Origin of the sequence: Acinetobacter sp. ANC 3882 (genome assembly GCF_022549545.1) — a bacterium.
Lineage (GTDB): Bacteria > Pseudomonadota > Gammaproteobacteria > Pseudomonadales > Moraxellaceae > Acinetobacter.
The window spans coordinates 61,494-73,799 of sequence record NZ_JAKZGB010000013.1 but is presented as its reverse complement, the minus strand read 5'-3'; the positions used below and the strand labels follow the sequence as shown (position 1 = coordinate 73,799).

The window sequence follows — 12,306 nt, the reverse complement described above, 5'->3', positions numbered from 1 at the left end:
TTTTTGACAACCGCGTTGAGCCATGAAGCGAAGCACAGCTTCGCTCTTGCACAGCGGCAAAGCGATGCTTTGCTTAATCGCTGCTCATATATCGGACGATTCGCGCCATCGCCTACAGGTCCATTGCATTTTGGTTCCTTACTGACTGCTGTCGCCAGTTATTGCGATGCCAAAGCCAATCAAGGCAAATGGCTGGTCCGTATCGAAGATACCGACATTCCTCGCATTTATCCCAACAGCGAAGCCCATATTCTTGCTTGTATTGATGCCTTTCAATTTGAGCCAGATGCAGAAATTATTTTTCAAAAAGATCGTTTAAATCTCTATGAGCAGGTGCTTGAGCAACTCAAGCAATCACAAGCGATTTACGCTTGCCAATGTACGCGCAAGATGTTGGGTTCAAATCATTTCTATATCGGTACCTGCCGCGATCTCAATCTCGACTTTGTTGATCAAGCCATTCGCTTAAAAGTTTCTGACCAGCTCATTTGCTTTCAAGATCGCTTACAAGGTCAGCAATGTTCTAACTTACAACAGGATCTCGGTGATTTCGTCTTAAAACGCCGTGATGGCATTATCAGCTATCAACTCGCGGTGGTTGTGGATGACTATCTACAGGGTATTAGCCATGTGGTTCGTGGCGCAGATCTACTCGATAATACAGCCCGACAAATCTGGTTGGGCTCTTTGCTTGATTATCCTAGTTTAAGCTATATGCACCTTCCGCTCGCCATGAACGATCAAGGGCAAAAACTGTCTAAACAAAATCTGGCCCAGGCATTGGACATCAACAAAGCGCCAGAACTGCTGCAGCAGGCTATTTCAGCCTTAGGACAATCTAAAGTTGAGCTGGATCAACCCCGCATTATGCTGCAACAAGCCGTGCAGCAATGGGATGTAAACTCGATCCCGCTCGGCATTCATTTGACGGGAACTTTTCAGTAAGCCAAAAAAACCCTGAACACTGTCAGGGCTTTTCAATCTGAGCCAATTTAGAAATTCGATTCTTCTTTTAATGGGTTCAACTCTTGTGTTGACGCATCGATCTTTAGAATCAAACTAATCATCGCTGCACACATCATCAACGATGTACCACCATAACTAATAAACGGTAAAGTCAAACCTTTGGTTGGCATCAAACCCATATTCATGCCTGCATTCACCAGAATCTGCATCAGAAAAATAATGCTAATTCCATAGGCTAAATAGCCTGCACGCAAATAGTTATGTTGCAAGGCACGATGACCGATACGAATGCAACAGGCCAACATGGTAAATGACAGTATCATTACGATAGACACGCCAAAGAAGCCGAATTCCTCACCTAATACAGCCAACATAAAGTCCGTATGCGCTTCAGGTAAATAAGAAAGCTTCTGCACACTGTGCCCTAAGCCAGTACCAAACCATTCACCTCGACCAAAGGCCATCAATGCATTTGAAAGCTGGTAACCGACACCCAATGGATCTGCCCAAGGGTTGGTAAAGGAAATCAAACGTTGGAAGCGGAATGGCTCGAAGATAATCAACGCACTCACACCCGCAAAGATCGCACCAAGCATGATCAAGAACTGGGTTGCTGGCGCTCCTGCTAAAAAGAACACGCCAACCATCATTAATACAATAACGACGGTTGCACCCAAGTCTGGCTCAGCGACAATAAAGCCCACGGTTAAGGCCATGACACCACTTAAGCGGAGCAAACCTTTCCAATGCGTGCGCACTTCTTTGGCGCGGCGCACCACATAATCCGCAGTAAAAATCGCCATCACAATTTTGGCAATCTCGGTGGGTTGTAGGGTAAAACCACCCACCTTAATCCAGCGATGTGCACCATTGACTTCAGAACCGACCACCAATACCGCCAAGAGCAGGACAATGGTAATCAGCCATAAAGGAAAGGCATTTTTAAACCAGAGATTCAATGAAACCCGATAGGTTAAAAATGCCACCACCGCAGCAACCACAATGGAAATACCATGACGAATCAAAAAGTAAAAAGGACTCTCATGGATATATTCCGCATACGGCATAGACGCCGATGCAACCATGATTGAACCGAAACATAGCAGCGAAATCACAGAAAAAATCAGGATATTTCGTGCCGTCATTTCTGCGGGTAGCTTAGGTAAGCGATTCAGCAATTGCGAAATCTTCTGTACCGTATTTTGGGCTAAATCAGCCATAGTTCTATTCCCAGTTCTTATTTTTCATTCAAGGCATTTACACATGCCACGAATTGATGCCCACGATCATTGTAGCTTTTAAACATATCAAAGCTCGCACAGGCTGGTGAAAGTAAAACTACATCTTCTGCTTGAGTGGCTTTTTGAGCCAGTGCTACCGCTTCTTTTAAACTGTTTGCATGCTGAATCACAGTTGTACCTTGAATCGCCTGTTCTATCACCGCAGCATCTTCACCAATGAGAATCACTGATTTCACATATTTTTGAATAGCATCACGGAGAGGTTTGAAATCCTGCCCTTTGCCTTGACCACCAAGAATCAAAGCCAGCTTGCCTTTTTTCACTTCAATTGCGGCACCAAGACCATCAATTGCAGCCAGCGTCGCACCAACATTGGTTCCTTTGGAATCATTGTAATAGCGTACACCATCAATGGTTTCGACATATTCACAACGATGTTCCAAGCCTTTAAAATGCTTAAGCGTTTCAAACATTGAAGCTGTCGGTAAACAAACTGCTTCACCCAACGCCAAACACGCCAATGCATTGGCAACGTTGTGCATCCCTTGAATATACATCTCAGAGGTTTTAAGCAAACGCTCTCTTCCTCGGGCTAACCACATGCTGCCATCCGCATCACGCAGCACACCATATTGATTTAAATCAGGTGCATTCAAACCAAAACTTTGCATTGGGGTAACATCTGGAACCAATGGACGGCTTAAATTATCGTCACGGTTATAAACGACTTTTTTCACGCCCTGAAAAATACGATGTTTGGCTTTGTGGTAACCCAACATATCACCATGACGATCCAAATGATCTTCACTCATATTCAACACTACAGCAACTTCTGCATTCAAGTGTGATGTGATTTCAAGTTGGAAGCTCGATAACTCTAAAATAATTAAATCAGGTTTATCTTTTAATAAATCTAATGCTGGACGACCTAAGTTGCCACCGACAGCCACATTTTTGCCTGCCTCTTGTGCCATCAAGCCAATTAACGTGGTGACTGTACTTTTTGCATTTGATCCTGTAATCGCAATGATTGGCACTTCTGTAGCACGGCGTAATAATTGAATATCACCGACCACTGGGATGCCTTTTTCAACTGCTTGTTGAATTTCTGGAAGTTGGGGTGCAAGTCCTGGACTGAGAATAATTTCTTCTGCTTGCAATAAAAGCTCAGTATCCAATTGACCAAAACTGGTACGTACACCTGCTGGAATCTGATCATGCCCTGGCGGGGTGGCTCGCGAATCTGTTACTGCAACTTGGTAGCCCTGTTCATGTAGAAAGTTGACTGCTGACACACCAGAAATACCCAAGCCAGCCACAACTTTTAATCCACCACGTTGTATTAACATTTTCGCCCCATTTTTTGCAGATTACAGAATGGCAAAAATGTTAGCACTTTACTGTTTTAAATGCTTTTTCAGTTTTGGTTTTATTCAATCTTTTTTGTGTCAGTGCGTAAAAGCTTAAGCAGGGATAAAAAAGCTCATCCCTAATAAAGCCAAGATCACAGCACCTAACCAATCTACAGATTTAAATGCATATTGCTTGATTTTAAGTTCAATCAATTCGGGTCTCAACCACAGATAAATCAAGATTAAACATGAGATAAGCCAAGAGAGGGTTTCTTTATAAATATTCAGCCCCTTAGACAAAGCAGAGAGATAAAGCAGTGTCATCACCAGCATGAAGCCCAGTAAAATCAATTTATGTTTAGGACTTAAAGATTGTTTTTCACTCATTTGAGCCTGGTTCATTTTTTCTTGTTCCAAAAAAATGCCCATCTCGAGATGGGCATTTTGAATTGTTTTAACGCCATTTGACCGTTTGAACGGGCTCTGCTTTTTTGTTCTCCGTTTCATCGGTCGAACAACCACAGCCGCCACCACAACCCACAGCCATTTTAGGTTTTAACCATGTCGCCAAACGCTGCCAGCCTAAACGCTGACAAGAATTCGACAAACTCAGAAATGCTGAATTTGCTGTTTGAGGGAACACCTTTTTGAATACGACAACAGCACTCCACAGCACTAATACAGCAACAATCAAGTACTCAAACATAACCGTCTCTCCAATGATTGCCTCCCTTTTCAAAGGGAGGCTAGGTGGAATTTCTTAACCCCAAATGCTTGATGCAATTTGATAAGTCAAGAAAGACATTAAATACGCCAAACCGAATAAATACGCAGTCATTACAGCAACATGCTTCCATGAACCTGTCTCACGGCGTACCGTTGCTAACGTTGCCAAACAATGCGGCGCATAGATAAACCATACCAATAATGATAAACCTGTTGCCAATGACCAACCTGTGCCATCTGCACTAATTAAATGAGAGAGCCCTTGCGAGATTGCATCATCATCAGCACCAGATAGCGCATAGACGGTACCCAAAGCTGCAACTACAACTTCACGTGCTGCCATCGCAGGAATAAGTGCAACCACAATTTGCCAGTTAAAGCCTACTGGTGCAAAAATCGGTTGCAACAAATGCCCCAACATCCCAGCAAAACTGTAATCGATATCAGGTAAGGTTGCCCCTTCTGGTGCTTGCGGGAAGGTACATAAGAACCAAAGTAAAATCGACAGGGCAAAGATAATGCCACCGACACGTTTTAAGAAGATTTTACCGCGATCCAATAAGCCAATCCCAACACTTTTTAGATCAGGAATACGGTAACTTGGTAACTCAAGCAAAAGCGCATGTTGTGATTTATCTTTTTGCAAAAATTTCATCACGATCGCAACAAAAAGTGCACTCACAATACCTGACATGTATAAGCCAAATAATACCAGACCCTGCAGATTGAAAATGCCCCATACCGTTTGACTTGGAATAAAGGCAGCAATCAATAATGCATAAACAGGTAAACGCGCAGAACAGGTCATCAATGGTGCAACCATAATCGTGGTAAAACGATCACGTGGATCACTGATACTACGTGTTGCCATAATCCCAGGAACTGCACAGGCAAAGCTTGAAAGTAATGGAATAAAAGCACGGCCACTTAAACCTGCTTTAAACATCAATTTATCAAGCAAGAAGGCTGCACGCGGTAAATAACCTGATTCTTCTAAAACCAAAATAAAGAAGAATAAAATCAAAATTTGTGGCAAGAACACAACCACACTGCCCGCACCCGCGATAATCCCATCGACAACCAAACTATGCAGTAACGGTTGCGAGATATACTCTCCGAGCTTCTCACCAAACCACGCAAAGAAGGTTTCAATCCCATCCATAAACGGTGCAGCCCAAGCAAATACCGCTTGGAATACGATAAACATCATTATCGCAAGGCTAAGTAAACCGAGAACTGGATGTAAGAAAATCTTATCGAGGAAATCGGTACGCTTATCTTCCTGATCGACAAAGTTCACAACATCTTTGAAAATCACTTCGATTTTTTGATGATGGTCGCCCTTTAAACCGCTCAGCTCAGTTTGCGGAACTGTATATTTTTCCTGATCCAATGCATGCAACAGGTTCTCAATACCTGAATTACGTACTGCCACAGTTTCAACGACAGGCACGCCAAGTCGCTCTGATAATTTTTGCGTATTGATTTGAATGCCACGACGACGCGCTTCATCCATCATGTTCAAAACAACAAGGATCGGACGGCCAAGCTCAATAATTTCCAACACCAAACCAAGATGTAGTTTTAAGTTGGTTGCATCGACCACGCACAAGAAAGCATCTTGTTGGCCTTCTTCCGCAATTTTACCTTGGCAGACGTCACGAGTAATTTCTTCGTCTGGGCTAGTTGCCTGTAGACTATAAGTGCCTGGTAAATCCAAGACACGCACAGACTTTCCAGACGGCAGCTGAAAATGGCCGACTTTACGCTCAACGGTTACACCCGCATAGTTGGCAACTTTTTGGCGTGTACCCGTTAAATGGTTAAATAAAGATGTCTTACCGCAGTTTGGATTTCCCACAAGGGCAACACGTAGCGCATCACTCATGCAGGTGCTCCTTCAAGTTGAATTTCAATTTTATCCGCTTCAGCTTTTCGTAACGCAAAACGCGTAAAACCGAGCTGGATTAGAATCGGATCACCACCAAAAATACCTTTGGTAATCACTTGCACTTGTGTACCAGGCACAAAGCCTAAACTTTCTAAACGAACTGCAACTAAATCTGGCTGTTCTGTCTCATCGACCAAGCGATTCACTTTCGTGATCACCGCTATTTGCTTGACTTTTAATGCTGACAATCGCACCGCTCTAACCCTTTACTCTCTTTATTATAGTATACAAGCAAATGAGAATAATTACCAAAAGCAATCTCAGTGGCATTTAGCTTTGTGACAGATCGACAACAATTCAATTTTCTTTTACAGTGCAATGAAATCAAGGATAAATTAGGGTATATCGCGCCTAAAAAGCACATGTACTTTTTTCATAGATTATCGTTTTAGGCCCATTATGCTCAATAAAAAGCCACGCATCCCCGCTGCAATTACCATTCCAGCCCAGCTCAGTTTTTTACAAGGTTTTCGAGATTATCTTGTCGCACAAACCGTCAGTCCACATACACGAAATGCTTATTTATCCGATCTGATTCAATGTAGCGAGTTGCATCAAAGTTCAGCATTACCAGAATGGTCAAGTGATGACATTGCTGATGTGCTCATTGCCCTCACCAAAGCAGGGAAAAGCCCTCGCTCGATTGCCCGATGCTTATCCGCGCTCAGACAGTTTTATAAATTTTTAAGAGAGCAAAAACTTCGGGATGACAATCCAGTTGCCACCCACCACTCTCCTAAAATTGGTCGTGCCTTACCCAAGGATTTATCTGAACAAGATGTCGAGTCTTTGATCAATGCACCAGACATCACCACCGCTTTAGGTCTACGTGACCGCGCCATGTTCGAGGTGCTGTATGCCTGTGGTCTGCGTGTTTCAGAATTACTCAACTTAAAACTTGAACTGATCAATTTAAAACAGGGATTTCTACGCGTTACAGGTAAAGGCAACAAAGAGCGTCTGGTGCCACTCGGGCAATTTGCCTGTGACTGGATTGAAAAATATTTAGTCGAATCACGCCCGCAATTGTATAAGAGCAGCACGGATTATCTGTTTCTTACTCAACATGGTGGCATCATGAGTCGCCAGAATTTTTGGTATGCGATTAAGCGTTATGCCTTACAAGCCAATATTCAAGCGGAATTATCCCCCCATACCTTGCGTCATGCTTTCGCCACCCATTTACTCAATCACGGTGCAGATTTACGTGTCGTACAAATGTTGCTTGGGCATAGCGACCTTTCTACCACTCAGATATATACCCATGTGGCTCAGCAGCGAATGCAGGAACTGCATGGCAAATACCATCCACGGGGTTAAAACCACCTTTTATCTAGGATTCAGCTAAAACTTGATTCTGTTCACAGAGCCTATGCAAGATTTAACGAAGTGATTCAATTTTTTTGTTATGCTAAGCCCCTTATACAAATGAATTCGTACAAAAAAGGTTCTCTATGTTGTTTACTCGGTCTCAGCTTGTAATTGCTTGTACATTAGCATCAACATTATTGGTAAGTGCTTGCTCAAAAGAAAATTCAGCACAAAAACAAGATGCACTCACAGCAAGTGCGCCTGCGACAGGTGAAGCATCGACATTGAATGAACGCAATACACAACAGCGCTTGGTTTCAACTTTAGAAAAGCATTTTAAAACGGCAAACATCAATGCCAAAATTCTTGTAATCAAAAAAACTGAGGTCCCAAACCTTTACTGGGTTAGCCTAGAAGGGATGGGTTCAGTCTATGCCACTGCTGATGGACAATACATTATTCAAGGTGATGTGGTTCGTTTAGGTGACAAACAGTTGCACAATGTCAGCGAGGCACTGCAAGCAACCGAAAATAAAAAACATTTAGCTTCACTGAAAACTGAAGACCTCATCGTTTATCCAGCGCAAGGTAGTAAAGCGAAGCATGTCATTTACGTCTTCACAGATTCAAGCTGTCCATATTGCCATAAACTACACGAACACCTTGCTGAAATTAATGCTAAAGGGATTGAAGTACGTTATATCGCTTGGCCACGTGGTGAACAGTTTATGCCAACCATGCAAGCAATCTGGTGTAGCCAAGATCGTAAAGCTGCGTTCGATCAAGCCGCTAAAGGTTTACCTGTATCTGCAGCTGAATGTAAGAATCCAGTACGTGACCAATATCAGTTGGGTTTGAACATGGGTGTGAATGGTACACCTGCGATTTATAACGTCGAAGGTGAGTATTTAGGTGGTTATATGACCCCTGAAGAAATCGATCAACGCTTAAACAAATAAACGAAAATACCTCCTCAAAATAACAAAGACTCGGGCGACAGATTAAAGATGATCGGAATAGGGTCTGTTACCACTTTATCTGTGATTGCGACAGAGGAGATTTTTAGGCGATACAAGGCATGGATTGTGAAATTTAGTCATTCTAAATAAACAAGACATAACACAGAAGCGCCAAAAATCTCCCTGTCCTTGAGCTTCGCCTTGCGCTGCGATCAAAGCAATGCTTTGCTCTTGCTCAGGGTTGTGGCTAAAACTCCCTCATACGTCGTTATGAAACTTGGCAAGGGAATGCCATTCCCTACGTTTCATGCCTAGTCTGATGGATTTTCAGCCTTCAACGCAATTCATTTATAAAGTGACAACAGACCCTAGTGTCTGCGCATTTTTTTAGCTATGATCAAGCTTCATTAAAATGATTGAATAAAATGGAGTGTGACGTGAAACCAGTTCGTCTGGCGATACTCGGTCTTGGTACTGTAGGTGGTGGAGCCCTTAAATTACTACAAGAAAATGCTGCGGAAATTAAACGCCGTACCGGTCGAGAAATTCAAATTACACACGTAGGCACACGCCGTCCACGTCCAGATTTACAACTCGAAGGCATTAAACAAAGCGATGATTTGATGGAGATCGTACGTCAACCAGATGTTGATATGGTGGTCGAAGTCATGGGTGGCATTCACCCTGCTTATGAAGTCATCATGGAAGCCATTAAGCACGGCAAACAGGTTGTGACTGCAAACAAAGCTTTACTGGCTGAACATGGCAATGAATTGTTTAAGGCAGCAGAAGACAATGCCGTTCAGATCGCCTATGAAGCAGCGGTTGCTGGTGGAATCCCAATTATTAAAGTGATCCGTGAAGGTCTTGCAGCCAACCATATCGAATGGCTTGCAGGCATCATTAATGGTACAGGTAACTTCATTCTGACTGAAATGCGTGAAAAAGGCCGTGCCTTTGAAGACGTTTTAAAAGAAGCGCAAGAACTTGGTTATGCCGAAGCTGACCCAACCTTTGATGTTGAAGGGATTGATGCGGCACATAAGCTGACGATTTTGGCGTCATGTGCTTTTGGTATTCCATTGCAATTTAATAAGGTCTATACCGAAGGCATCAGCAAAATCACAGCTCAAGATGTGAAATATGCAGAAGAACTTGGTTTCCGTATCAAGCACTTAGGCATTGCACGTCGCGCTGACAAAGGCATTGAGCTACGTGTACATCCAACCTTGATCCCTGCGGAAGAATTGATTGCAAATGTAAATGGCGTTAAAAATGCCGTCTTGGTTCAAGCCAATGCCGTTGGCCCGACTTTATATTATGGTGCTGGCGCAGGTGCAGGCCCAACAGCTTCTGCTGTGGTTGCTGACGTGATTGATATCGTGCGTGATATTTCATATACAGAAGATGGCGCAGGAACTATTCCTCAGCTTGCTTTTGAAGCATTGACCAATGTGCCAATCTTAAGCCGTGAAGAAATGACTACGGGTTATTACATCCGCCTCAATGCTGAAGATCAGACTGGCGTATTGGCTGATGTCACCACGATTCTCAGCCGTGCAGGAATCAGTATTGATGCCATCATGCAGCAATCACGCTTAAAAGACCTAATTCCAATCGTGATTTTAACGGATCCAATCGTTGAATCTAAAATGGATGAAGCACTAGCACAAATTCAAGCATTACCTGCAATTCGTGGCGAAATCGTAAGAATTCGTTTAGAATCGCTGGATAGTTAATCAGGTTGAGGGAAAATGACTTCCCTCACCCCGCTCTACCTCATATTGGAACACCATCATGTCGAATGCCAATCGTTATACTGGTCTTGTAGATCGTTATCGTGACCGTTTACCTGTATCTGCAACTACACGTGCTATTTCTCTAGGTGAAGGTAATACTCCACTAATTAAGTTAGAGAACATTCCACGTATTATTGGCAAAAACGTAGAAATCTATGTGAAATACGAAGGTCTGAACCCGACAGGTTCATTTAAAGACCGTGGTATGACAATGGCTGTGACCAAAGCAGTTGAAGAAGGTTCTAAAGCGATTATCTGTGCATCTACAGGGAATACTTCAGCGGCAGCGGCAGCGTATGCAGCACGTGCAGGCATCAAAGCGTTCGTATTAATCCCAGAAGGCAAAATTGCCATGGGTAAAATGGCTCAGGCAATGATGTACGGCGCGATCACCATGCAAATCCGCGGTAACTTCGATGACGGTATGCGTCTGGTTAAAGAAGTCGCAGATCAAGCACCTGTAACGATTGTAAACTCAATCAACCCTTACCGTTTGCAAGGTCAAAAAACCATTGCTTATGAAATCGTAGAAGCATTGGGTCGTGCACCTGATTATCACTGCTTACCTGTCGGTAATGCCGGTAACATCACCGCACACTGGATGGGTTATACCGAAGCGGTTGCCAATCAACCTGCGGATCAGTTTGAGCAAGTGATTTATGATGCTGCAACTGATCAATTCACAGGTCCTAAACCAGAAGGCTTACCAACAATGGTCGGTTATCAAGCATCTGGTGCTGCGCCATTCTTACGTGGTGCACCTGTTGAAAATCCAGAAACTGTTGCAACAGCAATTCGTATTGGTAATCCACAAAGCTGGAACCATGCTAAAGCCGTGGTACGTGATTCTAAAGGTTGGTTTGATGAACTGACTGATGCTGAGATCCTCGAAGCACAGCGCTTACTTTCAATGTACGAAGGCGTATTCGTAGAACCAGCTTCAGCAGCATCAATTGGTGGTGCAATCCGTGATCTTAAAGCGGGTAAAATTGCTGAGGGTTCTGTGATTGTGTGTACAGTGACAGGCAATGGCTTAAAAGATCCTGACACTGCAATCAAGCAATGTGCTGATGCCGTGATGTTGTCGATTGACGCAACCATGGATCAAGTGAAAGATTCTATTCTTTCAAATATGTAAGCTTACATACTGAAATAAAAAAACCAGTTGCCTGCAACTGGTTTTTTTATTGGTAATCATAGATAGAAAAAGTTATTCGTAATCATCATAGCTATATTGTGCAGTTAATTCTTTTTCAATCCTCTGAATTTCTTCAAGCTCAATTTCTTTGATTTCAAATAATGGCTGTTTGAGTAAAGGATTAACCGCATATAATGCTTCTTCTTCCCAACCCTGCATAATCGTTAAAATTTGGCTTTTCTGATCGTATTTCAAACCCGATTGCGCTGTGATCATTGCCTGTAAGAGCACAGGCTGATCAGACAACTCATCAAGTGAGCCTTTAAGCTGAATATCGCCATAGTCATAATCTGCAAAAATAGTTCCTACATTCGTTTTTAATTGTTCAGGTTGATCTGCATAAGCTAAACTGGCAAAAAACTCGTCATGCTCTTCCACCCATTTCTGTTTTTTGACTGACCAAAGCGCATAAAACCGAGCCTCATGTTCAAACTGTACCAGTTGAAATTTTTGCATTCCTGCCAATTGAATAAATTCAAAAGTATCTTCATCGCTTAAGCTTTCAGGTAACACATCATCTGAAATATCCCCATCTTCACAGATATGCTCACCACAACGTGAGAATACGAAATCATCCAATAGTTTTAACAATGCTTCATCTGCATCAAAAAGTGATTCCACTTCATACAGGGCGAAATCTCGCGCCCCATCAATTTCTAGCTTTTTATATGCAGCCTCGGCTTGGGCTTTATCCCCAAAAACATTGGCAATACGATTGCCTGCCACATAAAAGACTTCATCGTTATAACCAAAATATTTGGCACGAATCACGTAAGTCGTCATGTTGTTCCCCTAATTCATTT

The 12,306-nt window shown here is 42.9% G+C and carries 12 protein-coding genes; 5 read left to right on the top strand and 7 right to left on the bottom strand.

The genetic code is table 11. From position 1 onward, the window contains the following. The first annotated feature begins 3 nt into the window (after positions 1-3). Positions 4-945 (top strand): tRNA glutamyl-Q(34) synthetase GluQRS, encoded by a 942-nt coding sequence (gene gluQRS / locus MMO42_RS17230; protein WP_241321464.1) that lies wholly within the window; start codon positions 4-6, stop codon positions 943-945. 47 nt (positions 946-992) lie between these two features. Here gluQRS and ftsW read toward each other — a convergent pair whose 3' ends face one another. The 6 genes from ftsW to MMO42_RS17200 form a co-directional block, all read right to left on the bottom strand. Beyond that, on the bottom strand, positions 993-2,186 hold the full coding sequence (gene ftsW, locus MMO42_RS17225) for a putative lipid II flippase FtsW (protein ID WP_005291305.1): 1,194 nt from the start codon (positions 2,184-2,186) through the stop codon (positions 993-995). A gap of 17 nt (positions 2,187-2,203) precedes the next feature. Next, positions 2,204-3,556, bottom strand: coding sequence for a UDP-N-acetylmuramoyl-L-alanine--D-glutamate ligase (gene murD, locus MMO42_RS17220; RefSeq protein WP_241321463.1), 1,353 nt, complete (start codon positions 3,554-3,556; stop codon positions 2,204-2,206). Positions 3,557-3,670: 114 nt separating this feature from the next. Further along, positions 3,671-3,961, bottom strand: coding sequence for a hypothetical protein (locus tag MMO42_RS17215; protein ID WP_241321462.1), 291 nt, complete (start codon positions 3,959-3,961; stop codon positions 3,671-3,673). Positions 3,962-4,013: 52 nt separating this feature from the next. Then, positions 4,014-4,265, bottom strand: coding sequence for a DUF6587 family protein (locus MMO42_RS17210; protein WP_005291299.1), 252 nt, complete (start codon positions 4,263-4,265; stop codon positions 4,014-4,016). Positions 4,266-4,319: 54 nt separating this feature from the next. After that, positions 4,320-6,173: a ferrous iron transporter B gene (locus MMO42_RS17205; protein WP_241321461.1), complete on the bottom strand. Its 1,854-nt coding sequence runs from the start codon at positions 6,171-6,173 to the stop codon at positions 4,320-4,322. Continuing rightward, a complete protein-coding gene (locus tag MMO42_RS17200; protein WP_005154750.1) occupies positions 6,170-6,430 on the bottom strand; it encodes a FeoA family protein in 261 nt (86 codons plus the stop codon). Before MMO42_RS17200 ends, MMO42_RS17205 begins: the two co-directional genes overlap by 4 nt. Positions 6,431-6,635: 205 nt before the next feature. Here MMO42_RS17200 and xerD point away from each other — a divergent pair, with 205 nt between their 5' ends. The 4 genes from xerD to thrC all read left to right on the top strand — a co-directional run bounded on the left by xerD (position 6,636) and on the right by thrC (position 11,443). Continuing rightward, the gene (gene xerD / locus MMO42_RS17195) at positions 6,636-7,556 is read left to right on the top strand and encodes a site-specific tyrosine recombinase XerD (protein ID WP_241321460.1); all 921 of its coding nucleotides are present in this window, start codon (positions 6,636-6,638) and stop codon (positions 7,554-7,556) included. A gap of 134 nt (positions 7,557-7,690) precedes the next feature. Next, the gene (locus tag MMO42_RS17190) at positions 7,691-8,506 is read left to right on the top strand and encodes a DsbC family protein (protein ID WP_241321459.1); all 816 of its coding nucleotides are present in this window, start codon (positions 7,691-7,693) and stop codon (positions 8,504-8,506) included. A gap of 437 nt (positions 8,507-8,943) precedes the next feature. Next, positions 8,944-10,245 carry a homoserine dehydrogenase gene (locus MMO42_RS17185; RefSeq protein ID WP_004802159.1) on the top strand — a complete coding sequence of 434 codons (1,302 nt, stop codon included), beginning with the start codon at positions 8,944-8,946 and terminating at the stop codon, positions 10,243-10,245. Positions 10,246-10,303: 58 nt separating this feature from the next. After that, complete coding sequence (gene thrC, locus MMO42_RS17180) at positions 10,304-11,443, top strand: threonine synthase (protein ID WP_004802157.1); 1,140 nt, start codon at positions 10,304-10,306, stop codon at positions 11,441-11,443. 72 nt (positions 11,444-11,515) lie between these two features. Here thrC and MMO42_RS17175 read toward each other — a convergent pair whose 3' ends face one another. Beyond that, the gene (locus MMO42_RS17175) at positions 11,516-12,286 is read right to left on the bottom strand and encodes a hypothetical protein (RefSeq protein WP_241321458.1); all 771 of its coding nucleotides are present in this window, start codon (positions 12,284-12,286) and stop codon (positions 11,516-11,518) included. Between the last annotated feature and the right edge of the window lie 20 nt (positions 12,287-12,306).

Bases quoted from the DNA above. Each gene is read 5' to 3' on its own strand.
- ftsW (WP_005291305.1), bottom strand. From the start codon at position 2,186: ATGGCTGATTTAGCCCAAAATACGGTACAGAAGATTTCGCAATTGCTG.
- murD (WP_241321463.1), bottom strand. From the start codon at position 3,556: ATGTTAATACAACGTGGTGGATTAAAAGTTGTGGCTGGCTTGGGTATT.
- MMO42_RS17215 (WP_241321462.1), bottom strand. From the start codon at position 3,961: ATGAACCAGGCTCAAATGAGTGAAAAACAATCTTTAAGTCCTAAACAT.
- MMO42_RS17210 (WP_005291299.1), bottom strand. From the start codon at position 4,265: ATGTTTGAGTACTTGATTGTTGCTGTATTAGTGCTGTGGAGTGCTGTT.
- MMO42_RS17205 (WP_241321461.1), bottom strand. From the start codon at position 6,173: ATGAGTGATGCGCTACGTGTTGCCCTTGTGGGAAATCCAAACTGCGGT.
- xerD (WP_241321460.1), top strand. From the start codon at position 6,636: ATGCTCAATAAAAAGCCACGCATCCCCGCTGCAATTACCATTCCAGCC.
- MMO42_RS17190 (WP_241321459.1), top strand. From the start codon at position 7,691: ATGTTGTTTACTCGGTCTCAGCTTGTAATTGCTTGTACATTAGCATCA.
- thrC (WP_004802157.1), top strand. From the start codon at position 10,304: ATGTCGAATGCCAATCGTTATACTGGTCTTGTAGATCGTTATCGTGAC.
- MMO42_RS17175 (WP_241321458.1), bottom strand. From the start codon at position 12,286: ATGACGACTTACGTGATTCGTGCCAAATATTTTGGTTATAACGATGAA.